Origin of the sequence: Pseudonocardia yuanmonensis, assembly GCF_039542425.1 — a bacterium.
Lineage (GTDB): Bacteria > Actinomycetota > Actinomycetes > Mycobacteriales > Pseudonocardiaceae > Pseudonocardia > Pseudonocardia yuanmonensis.
Window position 1 is genome coordinate 1 of sequence record NZ_BAABIC010000043.1, and the last position, 16,543, is coordinate 16,543.

The 16,543-nt window shown below is 66.3% G+C and carries 15 protein-coding genes and 2 pseudogenes; 9 read left to right on the plus strand and 8 right to left on the minus strand.

Annotated features, from left to right (window positions below):
* Positions 1-121: 121 nt before the first annotated feature.
* Entirely contained in the window at positions 122-655 is a 534-nt protein-coding gene (locus ABD990_RS33580; RefSeq protein WP_345384848.1) for a flavodoxin family protein, read from the minus strand.
* 573 nt (positions 656-1,228) lie between these two features.
* On the opposite strand from ABD990_RS33580, the gene ABD990_RS33585 reads away from it, so the two are divergent.
* Positions 1,229-1,738 (plus strand): hypothetical protein, encoded by a 510-nt coding sequence (locus ABD990_RS33585; protein ID WP_345384849.1) that lies wholly within the window; start codon positions 1,229-1,231, stop codon positions 1,736-1,738.
* A gap of 82 nt (positions 1,739-1,820) precedes the next feature.
* Here ABD990_RS33585 and ABD990_RS33590 read toward each other — a convergent pair.
* Positions 1,821-2,258: pseudogene (locus ABD990_RS33590) on the minus strand (transposase); the annotation flags it as partial.
* Between the two features lie 68 nt (positions 2,259-2,326).
* On the opposite strand from ABD990_RS33590, the gene ABD990_RS33595 reads away from it, so the two are divergent.
* The 8 genes and pseudogenes from ABD990_RS33595 to ABD990_RS33625 all read left to right on the plus strand — a co-directional run bounded on the left by ABD990_RS33595 (position 2,327) and on the right by ABD990_RS33625 (position 10,848).
* On the plus strand, positions 2,327-2,614 hold the full coding sequence (locus ABD990_RS33595; RefSeq protein ID WP_345384850.1) for a transposase: 288 nt from the start codon (positions 2,327-2,329) through the stop codon (positions 2,612-2,614).
* Between the two features lie 142 nt (positions 2,615-2,756).
* Positions 2,757-3,800: a helix-turn-helix domain-containing protein gene (locus ABD990_RS33600; RefSeq protein WP_345384862.1), complete on the plus strand. Its 1,044-nt coding sequence runs from the start codon at positions 2,757-2,759 to the stop codon at positions 3,798-3,800.
* Positions 3,801-4,308: 508 nt separating this feature from the next.
* Positions 4,309-4,449: a hypothetical protein gene (locus ABD990_RS33605; protein ID WP_345384851.1), complete on the plus strand. Its 141-nt coding sequence runs from the start codon at positions 4,309-4,311 to the stop codon at positions 4,447-4,449.
* 381 nt (positions 4,450-4,830) lie between these two features.
* Positions 4,831-5,805, plus strand: a complete 975-nt coding sequence (locus ABD990_RS33610) for an LLM class flavin-dependent oxidoreductase (protein ID WP_345384852.1) — start codon at positions 4,831-4,833, stop codon at positions 5,803-5,805.
* Positions 5,806-6,675: 870 nt separating this feature from the next.
* A pseudogene (locus ABD990_RS34645) lies at positions 6,676-6,786 on the plus strand (early set domain-containing protein); the annotation flags it as partial.
* A 267-nt stretch (positions 6,787-7,053) separates the two neighbouring features.
* Entirely contained in the window at positions 7,054-7,785 is a 732-nt protein-coding gene (locus ABD990_RS33615) for a tyrosine-type recombinase/integrase (RefSeq protein WP_345384853.1), read from the plus strand.
* Between the two features lie 492 nt (positions 7,786-8,277).
* A complete protein-coding gene (locus ABD990_RS33620) occupies positions 8,278-9,720 on the plus strand; it encodes a hypothetical protein (protein ID WP_345384854.1) in 1,443 nt (480 codons plus the stop codon).
* 375 nt (positions 9,721-10,095) lie between these two features.
* Positions 10,096-10,848 (plus strand): hypothetical protein, encoded by a 753-nt coding sequence (locus ABD990_RS33625; protein ID WP_345384855.1) that lies wholly within the window; start codon positions 10,096-10,098, stop codon positions 10,846-10,848.
* An 834-nt stretch (positions 10,849-11,682) separates the two neighbouring features.
* Here ABD990_RS33625 and ABD990_RS33630 read toward each other — a convergent pair.
* The 6 genes from ABD990_RS33630 to ABD990_RS33655 all read right to left on the minus strand — a co-directional run.
* Positions 11,683-12,630: a hypothetical protein gene (locus tag ABD990_RS33630; RefSeq protein ID WP_345384856.1), complete on the minus strand. Its 948-nt coding sequence runs from the start codon at positions 12,628-12,630 to the stop codon at positions 11,683-11,685.
* A gap of 53 nt (positions 12,631-12,683) precedes the next feature.
* Positions 12,684-13,124, minus strand: coding sequence for a hypothetical protein (locus tag ABD990_RS33635; RefSeq protein WP_345384857.1), 441 nt, complete (start codon positions 13,122-13,124; stop codon positions 12,684-12,686).
* A 639-nt stretch (positions 13,125-13,763) separates the two neighbouring features.
* A complete protein-coding gene (locus ABD990_RS33640) occupies positions 13,764-14,720 on the minus strand; it encodes a hypothetical protein (RefSeq protein WP_345384858.1) in 957 nt (318 codons plus the stop codon).
* Positions 14,721-15,482: 762 nt separating this feature from the next.
* Positions 15,483-15,818 (minus strand): helix-turn-helix domain-containing protein, encoded by a 336-nt coding sequence (locus tag ABD990_RS33645; protein WP_345384859.1) that lies wholly within the window; start codon positions 15,816-15,818, stop codon positions 15,483-15,485.
* Positions 15,815-16,189 (minus strand): DUF1636 family protein, encoded by a 375-nt coding sequence (locus ABD990_RS33650; RefSeq protein WP_345384860.1) that lies wholly within the window; start codon positions 16,187-16,189, stop codon positions 15,815-15,817. Before ABD990_RS33650 ends, ABD990_RS33645 begins: the two co-directional genes overlap by 4 nt.
* 76 nt (positions 16,190-16,265) lie before the next feature.
* Positions 16,266-16,543 (minus strand): amidohydrolase family protein (locus ABD990_RS33655; RefSeq protein WP_345384861.1); only part of this gene is annotated, 278 nt, incomplete at its 5' end.

Sequence of the window (16,543 nt, forward strand, 5' to 3'; positions counted from 1 at the left end):
TCCCGGACGAAGACCTCGGGCCGTCGCGGCATGCCCACCACCTCCGGCGGACAGCCTCCAGCGCCAGACCGGAACTGATCAAGCCGACACGGTTACGACCCCAACGTTCCTGGACGAGGCACTAGCTCACGGCTCGGAAGTCGGCGAGTCCGACCAGGCTCCGGCCCCAGGTTCGTGCCCGGTCCTCCTCACCATCGACCAGGGGTCCTGTGGTGTCGGCGACGAAGAAGTGCGCGGCGGGCGCGACGATCCTCGCACCGAGCTTGCCGAGGAGCTTCTCCTCCGTCCGGGCGGCGTGGTCCATCTTCACCAGCATGCGGTGTCCGCTGCTGCGGGTGTCGAAGGCAGCAGCAGCGAGCCCGGTACGAGGCACCCGCACCGACTGCAACCACTCGTGCAGGCCGGTGGTGGTGTCGGCGATGACGGCGCCGTGCTGCGTCACCGCGCCCTCCCGCGTGGAGGGCCGGGGCATGCCGAACGCATGGTTGGGACCACCCACGACGAGCAGCCCCACATCAGCGCCGATCTCGGCCGGGGCCTCGGCCGCGGCGAGGACATCGGCGGCCAGGGAAGCCGACAGGCCGTCGGCGATCGCGTACGCGATCGCGCGGGCATCGCCGAACACCGACTCGTAGACCACCAGGGCGCGGGCCACGCGCTCACCACCTCGCTCGCTCGGTCATCGACGCCCTCGACGCTAGGAACCCCACCGCGTTCGTCCTACGGACGAACGGCCTCCGTCGCCGGGGCGACGGGCGCGTGGCCGCACCTGCTGCCGCCGGTCACGTGCAAGATCGTCATGAGGGCCGCTGACCGCTGCATGGCTGATCCTTCCGCCGCCGTGCCGATCGCGGCGATCGTGGTGCCGTACGTCGGCTACCTGGTGCGGGGCGCGATGCTCTTCATCCAGGACCCGCGCGGCATGGCGGGCACCGGTCTGGTGCTCGGGATCGCCGCAGCATGCTCGCGGTCGGCGGTGGTTCGCCCCCGGTGCGATGCCGCGCGCAGCGCTGCTGGCCGGGACGGTAATTGGGGATCGCGCTTTTCGTTTCAGCCAGCTCCAATGCCAGCCCGCCATTTAAGGGTGGGCCACCTGGCTAGTGGGGTTGTCCCTATATGACCAGTAGGGCTGGCGCGCCACGCTCGGGGGGCGACCCGATGGAGCGTCAGCGGTCGAAGCTTCAACCTCCCCTCGATAGTCCTGCGACATTGAGAGGAAGGGACAAGGATGTTCAGACGCAAGAGTGCGGGGACGGGTGGCCGCATCGCCCGCCGGACTGCCGTCCTGGCCATAACCGCCGGCGCGGCGTTCGCCGCTATCGCGGCACCGGCCCAAGCTGAGACCTATACCGCCACCTGCTCGCCGATCAACCCCGATAGCGGCGTTGATGGAGTCAACATCGAGATGCTCGGAGTGACCCTTGCCGAGGGTTGGGGCGTGCGGCTCACGCTAATCATGGATCAGAATGGTCGTCAGACGGAGTTGGGGCAGTGGAAGGCGGAATTCGGTCAGCCGTACTGGCAGCAGGGCGGGCCGGCGAACCTTCCCGGAACGATGCTGCAGGGTCCCCAGGTCAGCGGCACGCCCGGCGGTTTGGCTGCGTCGGTTACCGGAAGCCCTGTGATGCTGAAGGCCTGGTACGTCGTTGAGTACTACCAGGTCGGGTATCAGCCCACTGGCGCATACGTCCACCCTGTGAAAGCCCGCAACGGTAGTGACTGGTGCCAGTCTGCCTGAGGCCTTGGGCCGCCCCCGTGTTGACAAGGTCAAGTCCGCGGGCGTGGTGTGTGTCGGCTGACGCGTGATCTTCTGTTGCGGGTTAGGCGCTGAGCGCCGGGATCGTGTCGGTGGAGGTCACCTCCTCGCTGTGGGCGGTGCTGTCCGGGACGGCGCTGACGCGGGCTCGGGCGAGGACGTCAAGGCCGAGGTAGCGCCGTCCTTCGGCCCATTCGTCGTGTTGTTCGGCGAGCACGGCGCCGACGAGGCGGATCAGGGAGTCGCGGTCGGGGAAGATCCCGACGACGTCGGTGCGGCGTCGGATCTCGCGGTTGAGCCGCTCGCTCGGGTTGTTCGACCAGATCTGACGCCACACCTCCTTGGGAAAGCTGGTGAACGCGAGGACGTCGGCGCTGGCGGTGTCGAGGTGCTCGGCGACGCGCGGGAGCTTCTCGGCGACGGCGTCGAGGACCCGGTCGAACTGGGCGTGGACCGAGGCGGCGTCGGGCTGGTCGTAAACCGAGCGCAGCAAAGCGCGCACCTGACCTTTCCCCGCTTGGACGGACTCCGAGCTTGAGGCGGGGTAGCCGCCTGGGAAGGGATGTCGTTGTGCCCGCTCCTCACCCGCCGGAGTTCCGGCAGCGCGCGATCGAGCTCGCCCGCCTGGGCGATCGCCCGGTCCGCGAGGTCGCGCAGAGCCTTGGGATCAGCGAGTCGTGCCTGCGCAACTGGATGCACCAGGCCGAGGTCGATGCCGGGGACAAGCCCGGCCTGACCAGCGATGAACGCTCCGAGCTGGCCGAGCTGCGCCGGGAGAAGCGACGCATGGAGTTGGAGAACGAGATCCTCAAACGCGCCGCCGCGTACTTCGCCAGGGAGAACGTCCTCCCAAAATGATCTACCCGGTGGTGCGGGAACTGGCCGACGACCACATCCCCGGTCGCGGTCGCCTGCCGGGTGCTGGGCGTCTCGACTAGCGGCTACTACGACTGGCGCGACCGCCCGCTTCAGCGACCGCGTCCGGTCGGATCTGCAGTTGGTGCAGGTCATCCGCGACATCCACACCGGTTCGCGGCAGACCTACGGCTCGCCCCGGGTGCATGCCGAGCTGCGCCTCGGTGCCGGGATCCGGGTCGGGCGCAAACGCGTCGAGCGGCTCATGCGCAAGCACGGCATCGTCTCGGTGCACCGCCGCCGACGGCGGGGCTGCACGTGGCGGGACCCGCACGCCGCGCCGTCGGCACCTGCTGGTCGAGCGGACAGGGGCCCATCGAGCCGAGCAGCCCTGCCCGAACGAGCGCCGGCCCTCATGCGCCAGAGTCGGCGGCGTAGTGGGTTCTGCAGCGCTGTGGGTCTCCGACACTTCCCGGACTGGCTTGATCGACCGCATCGCCGGTTGTCGAGCACGACCGCGTTCGGCGCGGCGCCGTCAAGCCGGCATCGCAGCTTCGAGCTCGGCGGCCATCACCGGGTGTCGAAGTCGCGGTGTCCCCCGCTGCCACGGAGCGCCCACGGCCACGCCCCGCTCTACGACGCCCAGCGCAGCAGCGGGTCTTCATCCGCCGCCTCGAAGACCGAGGTGGAGAAGGAAGCCGCGCGGGCCGAGCGCAAGCGGGTGATCGAGAACAACAAGGCGTGGGATGCCGCGGTCACCGTTCGGCGTGAGTTCGTCAAGAACCTGCTGGCCCGCAAGACCGCGCCGAAGGACGCGGCGCACTTCGTCGCTGTCGCAATGGCCACCGGCGGCCACGAACTGCGCAAGACATTCGAGGGCGGCAACAAGCTCGCCTGCCAGCTGCTCGGTGTCGAGGTCCCGAGCGGCTGGTACGTCGGCAAGCCCAGCCCGCTGCAGGACCTGTTGCACAACGCCAAGGCCGGAAAGGCCGCCCAGGTCATGCTCGCCATCGCCCTGGCCACCGAGGACGACAGCCTCGGCAGGCATAGCTGGCGCGAAGGACGCGCTGGCCGCGATCCCCGCGCCATCGCGTACATGAGCGCGCCAGGCATGGGGCTACACCCCCGCTCCCGTCGAAGAGCTGATCATCGACCCGACCGCCGACCAGCCCACCGACACCGCCCCTGACGGTGCAGCCGTTGGTGAGTCCGTCGACACCGAACTAGTCGACGACAAGCTCGCAGACGAGGGCTCTGCCGGCGAGCAGCCCGACGAGGGCCACGAGCCGGGCAAGGGTGAACCCGAGTCCGAAGCAGAGGGCGAGTCCGACCTCGGGTCCAAGGGCGAGCTCGGGACTGCCGCCGATACCGCCGACTGACCTCGAGCGGGTGGTGGGGCCGGAGGACCAGCCAGCCCCGCCACCCGAGCGGCCGGGGCTGTTCCTGCTGATTGCCGAACAGGACAGCAGCACCCCAAGGGCACCACTCCGGTGCGAAATGACAGCCGATGCGGGCCGGGACAGCCGGCCGGTGCGGGGGAGGCCTCCCGGTGGCCGCGCGACTGGACCGCCCAGAGGTCAGCACAGACGGGTGGGGCGAGCGGTCAGACGACCCGGCCGCCCGTCCCCTTCGGGGACCCCACCCGCCCGCGCTGAGGCAGAGCCGCGTTCCACCCGCCCGACCACCGGGAGGCCCTTGTGTTCCGCACCGCCACCACTGACTCCATCGCCGCCTTTGTTGCCGCGGACTCCGACTGGCGCGAGTTCTCCGACCGCGACGCCCACCAGGACCGCATCGCCTCCGGCCTCGCCGGCGCGCTCGACGAGCCCGGCTTCTGACCGCCCGCGGGCGGGCCCGGCCGGGCCGCCCCCGCCCGCCTCGGAAGGAGGGCCCGCGATGCTCGACCCGACCGGCAAGTTCAACGCCTTTACCAGTTCGACTTCCGGCGCAGCTACCTGCTGCCCGCCACCGTCATCACCAACGTCCCCCGCGACCGCAGCCGCCCCGGCGGCTACGGAGCCCACGAGTTTCGACGAGGCGTTCGACCTGCTCTCCCTCGTCGTCCGGTGTCCGGTACTTCGGCTGTGTCGCGCTATCGGACACGTCCGCCCCTCACCGTGGCGCTAGCGTTCCCCGATCAGGAGATCTCCTGACCTTCCGGTCCGACCCGGTCATCACTGCATTGGTCACTATCTTCCGTGTCTTGAGTTGGAGGCCTCGTGAGGATTTCATGCGCGTTCGCGACGTCGTTGGACAGTCATGAGCACGCCCGAATTGCCGAGAACCTGGGTTATGAGCGCGCATTCTTCTATGACTCGCCCGCTCTCTACCCCGACGTCTGGGTTCAGCTCTGCCGCGCTGCCGAACGCACCGAGCGGATCATCCTTGGTCCCGGCGTACTGATTCCGAGCCTGCGCCATCCGATGGTCACGGCGTCGGCCATCGCGACGCTGGTCTCGGTGGCAGGCGCCGAACGCACGATGGTCGGAGTCGGCTCCGGTTTCACCGGGCGCCTGTCCATGGGGAAGCGGCCCCTCCCGTGGGCCAAGGTCAAGGAGTACGTGCTGGTGGTGTCGGCCCTGCTGCGGGGTGAGGAGGTCGAGTGGGACGGCGGAATCATGAAGATGCTGGCGCCGGACGACCGGTACGCCCCCGCCCGCCCGATTGAGGTTCCGTGGGTGGTCGCCGCCAACGGGCCGAAGGGTTACGGGGTGACCCGCGACCTCGGCGCCGAGGTCCTGACCGTGCTGGTACCGAACGCGGACTTCGCCTCGAGCGTCATCCTGGACTTCGGGACCGTGCTCGAGGACGGCGAGGACCCCGGCTCGGCAAGGGTGGTCGACGCGGCCGGACACGGTCTGAGCGTCGTCCTGCACTGGGCCGTCGAACACGGCGTCATTGACGAGCTGCTGCCTGAGCGGGGCCCCGAGTGGGCCGCCGCCTACGACGACATTCCGAAGGAGAGGCGGCACCTGGCCCTGCACGACCGGCACCTGGTGGCCGTGAACGAGCGCGACCGACCCTTCGTCACCGGCGAGCTGATGGTCACGGGCGGGCTGGCGCTGTCACCGTCCGAGTGGCGGGACAAGCTCGCCAAGCTGGAAGCGGCCGGGAGCACCGAGATCGCGTATCAGCCCGCAGGCCCGGACATCCCGCGCGAGCTCGAGGCCTTCGCCGCCGCTGCGCGGGCATAGGCGCGCGGGCGAGCGAACCCGCTCGACGTCCTCGACCGGTGGAACCACGACGAGCCCATGCCGGACGTCTAGGACGCAAGTAGGGGACCGGAGGTACGACAGATCTGGCTGCCCACCGCGGGAACCGGCCCGGATCGCCGACGTCCTGCAGGGGGCATGCTCGCACCCGACTCACCAGTCCCCGCCGACGGCGGGCGTCCCGGACCGCGGGTCGCCGGCCGTCGGCGTTCGTCGGCTCCCCCACGCCCGCCGGACACACTCCGCGAGATCGCGACCGGCCCTGTCCAGCACTCGTCAGGTGCTGCCGAAGAATCCGCGAACGCGGGGCACGGATGGCGGTGTCCACGCACGGCAAGGGTGACTAACGCACGAGCGACCGGGATCTCCCCTGTCCGGACCCGTTCCGTGGTTCTGCTTTTCTCCCGGTGAAGGAGTCCAGATGAAATTCGTCTACTTCATGCTCCCGGCCCTTCCGGCCACCGAACGCGAACGGGAGGCGCTGCGCCCCATCGGTCACCGGACCGAGAAGCGGAGCCGGGGACGCGGACCCCGAGGAGGCCGCGGCGCAGGCGGAGCGGACCCAGCCCGGTCTGATCGAGGCGCTCGACACTCCCGGCATCCCTGGCCGGCTCGCAAACGCGATCCAGCCCATCATCCTCTCGTACCCTGCGAACAACCGCTGGCAGTCGGTGCTGATCGAGGCCGGTTTCGATCCGGCCCCTGTTCACCAACGGACAGTTGAGCTCGAGGGCGAGAAGTACCACCTCGTCGGCGAAGACGGCGACCCCGCGCCCTGGTATCGCAGACTCGCCGAAGCTCGGATCGCGTCAATCGTGACGCAGGGCCGAGAGGGGGTAAACGATCGCCAGTATTAAGAAGCGCCCCGACGGCCGTTGGCGCGCTCGCTACCGCGACGAGGCGGGCAGGGAGCACGCGCGGCACTTCGCCCGGAAGGTCGACGGCCAGCGCTGGCTCGACGAAGTCACCACGTCGATGGTCACGGGCCAGTACGTCGACCCCAATGCCGGCAAGGTCACGTTCTCCGCGTACTTCGCCGACTGGGCCTCCCGACCAGGTCTGGGTCAACGGTACTGAGAGGGCCATGTCGCTCGCGGCGAACTCGGTTCAGTTCGGCGACGTACCCCTGCGGTCGATCCGGCGCTCGCACGTCGAAGGGTGGGTGAAGGCGGAGACCAGCCGCGGCCTCGCCCCCGGAACCGTCGCACTCGCTACAACAACGTCCGGGCCGTGTTCAAGGCCGCCGTTCGCGACCGGGTCATTCAATCCGACCCCACGGACGGTGTGGTTCTTCCTCGGAAGCGGCGGAACGAGGCAGCCCTGACGCTGCCCACCAGCGAGCAGGTGGGCACGTTGCTCGGAGTCGCCGAGGAGCCGTTCCGCCCGACGCTGGCGCTCGCGGCGTTCGCCGGCCTCCGCGTTGGGGAGATTTGCGCCGTGCAGCTCGGCGACGTCGAGTTGCTCGGACGACGCCTCCAGGTCCGACGCCAGGTTCAGCGCGAGAACGGCGGCGGCGTCGAGATCCGGCCGCCGAAATACAACAGCGAACGGACGATCCATCTGCCGGACGGACTCGTGCAGATCCTTGATCGTCATGTCGAGACCCGTGGACTGACGAAGCCCGGCGAGTGGTTGTTCTACGGAAGAAACGGAAATCCTCCGCACCAAAACACCATGACCTACTACTGGCGGCGCGCCCGAGCGAAAGCGTCGGTGCAGGACCTCAAGATGCACGACATGCGGCACTACTTCGCTTCCGGATTGATCGCTGCCGGATGTGACGTCGTGACCGCGCAGCGCGCTCTTGGACACGCTAGCGCGACCACGACCCTGAACATCTACGCCCATCTCTGGTCGACCGCCGAGGACCGTACGCGGGCCGCGGCTGATCGGCTGTTGACGGAGGCTTTGGGCGATCCTGCGGACTCCCTGCGGACCGACGGCGGACTGGAGGTGCGATGACCTGCACAAATAGCCCCGGCTACACGTTGAAGCGGAACGAATCCGCAGGTAGCGACTACCTGCGGCGATCCGCCGTCCTCCTGTCCTGACCTGCGTTGATGGGCTCGGACAGTCCTTGCCATCTGTCGCTGTTGGTGACTGCCCTGACGAACGGCTGACGAATGACCCCGCCACATACTCCAAGACCGAAGCGCCATCTCGTCGACCTGGCGCAGCCCGATCATGCCACGGCTGGAGGGCACAACAGCCCGAAGCGACCACGTACGGTCGACGCCCGTGGTTGGCGTCGCCGCCCCCGGACCACCGTGCCAGGCTTGCCCTCCGGCCGTGGCGTGATAGCCCTCCGGGAGGTCGTCGAAATGGCGCGCCCCTCTCTCACCTCGAAGCCGCACTAGCCCGCCGTCCTGGCCATCTCCGAGACCTGCCCGTCCGGCGAGGACACCCGGTATGCCGACTTACGGGTCGAGCTAAGGCGTCTGAGAGGATCGTCCGATGGTGGAGGACGTCCCTGCGAGCAACCGAGCTAGCGACCTCTTCGTGCCGGACCGGTTCGAGGCCCTGCGAGACAGCGAGTCGAGCACCCTCAGGACCATCATCGTTCCAGTCCCGGACAGCCTCAACGCCATCGACGACCTCTTCGATGATATGCGAGCGGCACGGCGCGGCGGATTCCTGATCCTCCGAGGGGAGACAGGGTCCGGGAAGTCGACGTTCCTCGACACTGTCGGCCTGTTTCGCCAGGGCGTCACGACGGAACGGATCCCAGCGGGGCGAGACCTAACAGTCGAACTGAAACAAGTGGGGCCGACGAGTACACCTAGGATTCTGGTGATGGAGACTCGCGAAGCTCTCGGCATCGTCTCCGCCGAGTCAGTCGAGTCCGATATGCATGCTATTAACGCATTCCTGCGATCGGCCGATGGCACTGACACACTCGTTGTATGGCCGACGAACACGGACAACCTGACCGAACTCTTGGTAAAAATCGCCAAGGAGCTTGGCGGTGAAGCTTTGTTCGGACCGGGCGAAGAAGTGCTCCGATTTTCGGGCCCAGCGCAATCCGAGTTCCGCATTATTGCGGAGAAGACGGTGGGCGCACTTAACGACGGCGCCACACTCGACGCCCTCGGCATCTCCGAGGAAAGAGCCGAGGAGCTATCCGGCGAGGCCGAGACAATCGGCCGCTACTTAGCGCTCGTCAGGAAGACCCTCACTCAGAATCAGAAGCGGGTTCGCGCACTGCTTCCAGTTGAGCGATTTCGGATGTGGGTCGTTGTAATAACTGGGAACGACTCCGAGGGTGACGTAGCCGCACTGACTCGAGGAGCTTTCGGTACTACCGATGTCAGCCGTGCGATGTCTTCTACTGGCGCCAACATCGTCGAGGAACTGAAGAAATACCCTGATCAGGTAGGTATCCTCGGAACAGTTCTGGACTCGAAGATCATTCACATCGACGTCCTTACCGCTCTAGCCGTCGCCCGACTCTATGGCGATACGGCACTTCATGACCTCATGCGCGCGCAAAATATGACGGTTAAGCCGTCCGCATCCGACAAGGGGCGCATCGAATCTAGCGAACTTGGGCTCTTGCTGGGGGGCAAGTCCTTGGCTACTCGCAAGCGAGGACCAAAGCCTGGCAGTGGGACTCAGACCGCATTTGCCAATCTCGCGAAGATCGCACAAAGCGACGACGGCGCCCTCAATCGCGCCATCGCCGCTGGCCTGGTTGCGACGGGCCTCATCAAGTCGTTCGAGACCGAAAAGTCCCTCGGAACTTCGCTTACCTACTACAGCGACATTTATGCAGAATTAGACGGTGGTCCGATCCGCCTTGAGGTTATGTGGCGCCTCAAGGCTGGCCGTGCCGACATTGCCAATTACACCCTTGGCAAGCTCGGGAGCTACGGCCGGGCGATCGGGCTCCTCACGTAGATCACCACCCGGTTCCATGGGGACGCCGCTAAGCAGGCTCGGCCTTACAGAGTCGGTCTGCTGGAGTCTGCGGTGCCGCGTCCCGCTCCTCGCCAGGGCTCGTGATGCCTTTCTGATGCCTCGCTCCCCCGCCCTCGCTCTTCCAGATCGACAAGATCTTCTGGGAGACCAAACAGGCTGCCTGATCGGGCACTGGAAGCGGCGCTGACCAGCGGGGGTGGTTCCTCGTGGGTCAGCGTGGTCTTTCGTTGTCGGGAGTGTTATCACGGCTCAGTGACAGGACACACGGCCCAGAAAAGATCTTGAAAGGCCTCTAGACTCATCGTCCATGTTCCTGCTCTGCTATGTGCGCGGCCCCGCGGTAGGAGCCTCAGCATGACCGTGTGGGCCGAACTTGATGGCCATCAGTTCGACCTTCAGGCCCTCGCTGGACGCTTCCCCAGCGGTGACCCGCGCATCGTCACGAATGATGAGGGCACGTTCATGGTCACTGACGCGCTTGACGACGTCTTTGGCGAGGGCGGCCGCCTGGTGGACGTCGCTCAGGAGCAGTTGATCCAGCTCAATGGCTGGACAGCCCTCAACGACGCCGGATACCGGCCCGTGCGACTGCGGAACAAGTTCCACCGCGACCGCGAGCCGGAGATCGTGCACATTGTCACGGGCGATGAGATCCGCATGCGCGACAGCGTCACCGTCGTCATGCTGGCCCCGGTTGAGATTCGAGCCAGCGCATTTGGAGTGGCGACGGTCATTGGCGGTATCCCCGTCGAACCTCCACCGCCGCCCGGCCCAAAGCACCTCGCGCGCAATGACCAGAACGTGAGGGACCTGCTCGCGGTTATTGGTAAGGCCGAGCGGTTGTCGTGGTCGCAGCTATACAAGGTATTCGAGATTGTTCGGGCGGCAGTCGGCGGAGGCAACGACGGGCTGGCTGAGACCGGCTGGACCACGAAGGCCGAGCTAAGCGCCTTCACCGGCTCGGCCAACAACCACCTCGTGTCTGGTATCCACGAGAGCCGCCACGCACGCCAGTCCGGAGGCCCGCCTAAGCAGACCATGGCCCTTGATGAGGCACAGACGTACATCCGCAACCTCGCGCGCGCGTGGTTCAGCTCATTGCCGTAAGCGAGTCGACGCCGAACGAGCGGCGCCGCCGAGCGGCACCGTAGCCCAGAGCGCCGTAGCCAGGGCGCCATGGTCGTCGGTGCCGGACGGGGGCCTGACCTCCTCGGTGTGAACGCGGATCTCAGGCCACGCCTAGTGACGGCCTGTGCCGTTCTAGCCCATCTGACCTGCGCATTCCTGTCGTCGGCTAACGGCTTGTGACAGCCGCTCCCCCATCGCTCGCTCCGGATTTTCTCCGTGCAGCCTCGTCGCCGATCGGGGCTACCGTCGCCTCTCAGCACGACGGATGGCGTCCATCTGTCTCGGCCGTTCCACAGGCTCGACAAATCACCCAGCCTTGGCCGCTGCCCCGTCCCCGAACGATCTGAAGCGGGCGGCCTCATGCCCCCTGTACCCTCGCTTGACTCGCTGTGTTCCCGGAACGCATGAGGAGCCGAACCAGCGGCTGTTTCGATCAACTTCGTATCCCGCCACTCGGTCGCTCCCTGACGTAGTCAACTACCCCGCCCTCTTAATCCTGGGTTGTAGCTGGCGCAGAGCAATACGACAGCCGAGTGATGACGGGGTGACCACGAAGTAGGGACCGACCATGAACCCTGCGAAACAAGATCTACTTCGTCGATCAATGCCGGATTTCTGTCGTTGTGTGCGATGAACTGCACTTGGGGCTGACGCGTTATGTCAGCCGCTGGCCGTCGTTTGTCAGTTTGTGCCGTTGAATTGCGCGGTAAAGCGGCCGTGCCTGCCCGACCACTCACCCGGCCAGCGTCCCCCACTACGGGGCCCGTACGGCGTCCTCGAGATCAGCGGCAACTGCTAGATCGCCCCGCCCGCTCAGGCGTCGGCCGCCACGTCCTTCAGGAACTGACGTGCCTCGCTGATCAAGTTAGGCATCTCGGCCTTCAGGTCAAGCGACGAGGCCCCATAGCTGATGCGGTCGCGCTCCAGGAGATCGACGTGATTGAAGATCGTCAGGGCATCCGGGTGGGGCCTGCCGAAGACCGTTCCCAGTGCCCGGTCTTCGATGTGCTCGTAGGCGTTCCGGATGTCGTTCACCGCCGCTCGCTTCGCGGCCACTGTCTGCGGCACCGGCACCATTGATCCGAGCAACGAGCCTGCCTTATCGATCATGTCGCACACTCGTCCGACAGCGACCACAGCGAGCTCGACCGCGGCGATGAGTCCGAACAGCCCACGGCGGATGACGGGTCCCGTCAGATCTTCCCGGGCGAGCTCTTGCCGCCGCTTCTCCACATCGGCCAGGAGCACGTTGGCCGCATCGAGCCGACGCGCGGCTGCCAGCAGGTACCGCACCTTCCCTTGATCGTGCCCGCCGCCCACCGACATCCACGTCCACAGCACGGGGGTAATGGGCACGTACTCGCCCTCAGCGACCCCGGCCGCTTCCTTCTCGTCGATCGCGTCCAGCTCGATGACGATGGTCCCCTGCTCGAACGAGAGCTGGTCGCCTGGTCGTACATGCACGCGATGACCTTCGTCAGGCTCCCCGTGCGTCAGCGTGCGGGCGAAGACCGTGTTGCCCTCGCGTCGCACCGGCACGGCGCGCGCCCACGTCAACAGGTCGTCGACCCTGCCGACCTCCTCGGTCTGGTTCACGCTCACGGCCGCGATCGCGGTCATCATCACGACCTGTTCGCCGTCGTATATGGGGATCCGAGGCGGTTCTCCGTCGGCCGGGTCGGCTTGCCGCACGAACACCTGGTTTCCCTCCCGGCCGTCGAGGACGACGGCCACCGGGGCGTCGGCACCCTCCAGGGTCACGTGCCCAAGCCAGCAGACGGGCTCGGGCGTAGACGATGCTTCCGGCGGGGGGTTCACGGGGCGGGCCGGATGCAGTCGGGACCGAAGTCAGGCCGGTAGGTCCATGCCCCGCATGTGTCGCACGGGTACCGGAGGTGACCCGTGCACTCGGCGCAGCACGCCCAGATCCCGACACGATAGGCCGTCGGGTGCCCGTTGGGGCACACCTCGGGGCGAGGTCCGCGGGCGGTGGCGAGCTGCAAGTCCCCGAGCGCGATGAGCCGGCTGATGTTCAGGATCTTGTCGGGAGCGTCACCCAACTCCTTGACCTGGCGGTCAATCGCGACACGGACGACGTGCGCGTGGTCGGCGTTGATGAGCGCCGAGTCCAGCACAACGTCAGGGTGCGCCGGGATGAAGGACTCGATCACGACCAGGCTCATGTCGGGCTCGTCCCGCATGCGAGCGACGACGCCGCCCCCGAGCGGGAACCACTCGTCAGGGTTAGGAGGCATAGACGAAAGGTAACCGAGTGCCCCGACATCTCGGGGCCCGACGGATGCCGAACGCTGCCGTTCCGGCGATCTGCTGCCCGCGAGGGGCAATGGTCTCTCGTTGCCGCGGCTCTTTGACCCCCAGGCACTTCCGACGACTGGCAGGCCACGGCGCGATAACCCCGACCACGTGGCGAACGTCTGTGATCGTCCGCCGCCGTCCCCACTCCCCCTGCTCGGCTGTCACTCGGTGAGTCGCACAGTGCGCCTCTTGGTGCGAACTACCGGCCACGGGGGCGGTGATGGCCGGCCGGCCATGACCCTGAGCAGCCGCTGACGCTCGGCTCCGGCCGGGGCATGGACGGCACTATTGCTGCACTTCGCTGCGGTACAGCAGCCGCCACCCGCGCTCTGAGTGCCATCCCGTCGACCTGCTGCAAGCCGACCGCGCGGACGTCCGTGGGCGGCCCTCGACGCCACCGCCGGCCGACCTACGCGCGCTCCGCCCACGGGCGTCCGTGCGGTAGCCCTCCGGGAGGTCGGCGGGATGGCACGGGCCGCCATCCCGGAGATCTGCCCGCCCGGCGAGGGGCTCTAGAATTTCGTAGACACGAGGCTACGCACAGAATACATCAGCCATGCCAATCACCACGACCGCGGCTAGTCGTTTCCGTAATCATAGTCTGGCTCACCAATGCCAAGGTGTTCGATCACATCAGAATGACTTACCACATTCTCCCATCCTTCGTACCGATCTTCCTCATACCGATCGATATGAAGTCGAGGCAGTCCTGCCGCGATGATCTCATTTGTCGTTTCGAGCGTAAAATCACACGTGTGGCAGTCAAGCGATTCGGCTAGGTATGTAATACTGAAATCGATTGTTCCAGCGTCTTCGTCATACGTACCACGACTCGTACGCCCTGGTCCGCAGCTGACGATTGCCGTACTCTTGGCGCATGCCGGACATTCGATCGTTCTAGTCATTTTTCCAGTCGGCCGCGGTGGTCTCGCTGCAGCCCTGGCCTCCACCTCATCAGCTCGGAGATGCGTGAAGAACTCGCGCGCTGATTCGATCTTCTTCTGCATGGCCGCTCGCAGGGCCTTGTCTGCAACAACTCTTGCGGCACTTGCTCGCTCGTAGACGGTCGCAGGGAGTAGATCGTCTACGAAGATGTTGAGGTGATTACACAAGGATTCGACAACCGTGAGGAATCGCGGCAGCCAAACCTCCGGCTCGAGACTCTCCAGGACTGCCGCCGAGGTGTGCAGCTCCCCATTCCTCAGATCGGCGAGAAAGAGGGCATCGCGCTTACGATCATCATTGAAGGCTGGCTCTATGTGCGCGAGCCGTTCAACGACAGTCTTGGTAGGTATTGATCGTGGATTGGAATTCGGAGGCGCATATCCTGCCGCATGCAGAATGCTTGTCCCTTCAGGCACGGCGAGCAGAGTCGGGTGAACCCGAGCGAGAGGCGCACGGAGCACGAATTCTAGACCCAGGAGCAGCCACATTGCCGCATCGGCATCGACCGGATCATCAGCACTCGCAGGGCTGACGTCCGCCTTCTCAAAGTATGCGATAGCTTTAGCGATGAACTCGTCGTCATTCCACATTTTAGTCCTGCTCGTAAATGTACCGGCGATGCAAGATGCGATTAGGGCTGCCTACGCAAGGTCTGCGATGAAGCGCGGTGAAGTTGTCGATTATGACGCCAGTCCCAGCAGCCCACTGAACGCTACCAGTCGGCTCAATGTCTGCCAGTAGCCCCTGGAGTCTCATGGCGGAACGAGCCGACCGAGGAGTGCAGGCGCGAGTGTCCCAACGCGCTTGGAATCTAGAGCCTCCTCGATCCAAAGCCCGAGAAAACCATTTCGAGCCTTTATCTGGCGTTACAAGCAAGGCCGTCCCGGCCATTACGTTGGCAATATCTTCGCTAGACTCGCGCTTGAGCGCAAGAATCTCGGTAGGCTCAGACAGGTCGGCATCGCCACAATGCATCATGAGATACCTCGGACTGTCACGCGCGATGGCGCCATCTGTGTGCCACGGGAATGACCCTCGCCCGTACAACCCCGACAGCGAGTTTGGACGAGCATGCTTTCTCTCGCGGACCTCGATCCGATGCCAATCAGGCGCCATCCAGCCGAGTCCAGAGGCAGCCTTCACAAGATCATCTTTTGAAATCTCTGGGAAGACAATGAATCCGTTCACGGCGAGAACTTCGGAGTAGGCCAGCCTGGACCCCGGGCCATCAATACTCAACTGAGCGCGCTCCCTTGGCCGACAGCCTGAGCGACTTTAGCGCATCGCGACCGCTGAGCGGGGACCGGCCGGAGGCCGCAGCCCCGCGCAGCCGGCGCCGGAGGCGCCCTTGATCAGGTAGAGAAAGTCTGAACCCGTGCGTCGAGGCCGCGCTTCGGGTGGCGGCCGACGAGATCGTGTGTGGACGTCGGTCGTGGGGCGAGCCTTCGCAGCACTGGACCGGGGATGAGCTGGCCGTTGCGGTCGCGGTGGAGGAGGCCTGCTTGTTCGAGGGCTCGTAGGTAGCGGTAGGCGGTGCTTCGGCGGAGGTCGAGCTGTTCGACCGCGGCGCGTGGGGTGATGCTGCGGCTGGGTCCATCGAAGAGGGCCAGGACCTGGGCGACGCGCTCAACTGCCCGGATCGCGGGATCGGGTTGGCTCCCGTCGCTCTTCGGGGCCTTGATGGTCATCCCCACGGGCCAGCGGATCGAGGTTGGCGCTTGAACGTCACCGAGCTGATGCGCTCCTGTAGCTCGGCGGGGATCTCCCAATCGTCGGGTGCGCCGGTGGCGCATTCGTGGTGGGCGTGTGCGGCTTTGATCAGGGCTTCGGCGTGGGCGGTGTCGGCGGCGTCGAGTCCGGTGAACCGGACCCGGGCTTTGCCGGGGGCGTCGACCGCGGCGACCCCGTCGTCGGGGCAGCCGCCGAGGCATTGGACGTAGCGGAGCTGGATCTCGTCGCGGGCGGGATGGTCCTGGAGGGCTTCGGTGAGGGTGTGGCTGAACCGCCCGTTGTTGGCGGTGTCGTAGCGGGGGCAGGTGCGGCAGATCAAGAGGGGCATGGAGGGGTTCCCGTGGGGAGGTGCCGACGACCGGGCTGACCCGGCCGCCGGCACCTCATCGGAGGGCTCGGTGGTGTCAGGGACGGCGTGCGACCACGCGCTCGGCCTCGTCGTGCACGAGGTCGGAGGCCTGGGGGGCCGGCGGGGTGTGGTCGTCCTCGGCGTGCTCCTTGTGGAATTTGCCGTCCTTCATGATGTAGTTGAGCTTCGTGTGGTCCTGCAGGATGGTGATGTCGGCGAGCGGGTCGCCGTCGACCAGCAGGAGGTCGGCGAGGTAGCCGGGCTGGACCTTGCCCAGCTCGTCGGGCCGCAGCATGATCTCGCCGCCCCAGGCGGTGGCGGAGATGATCGCCT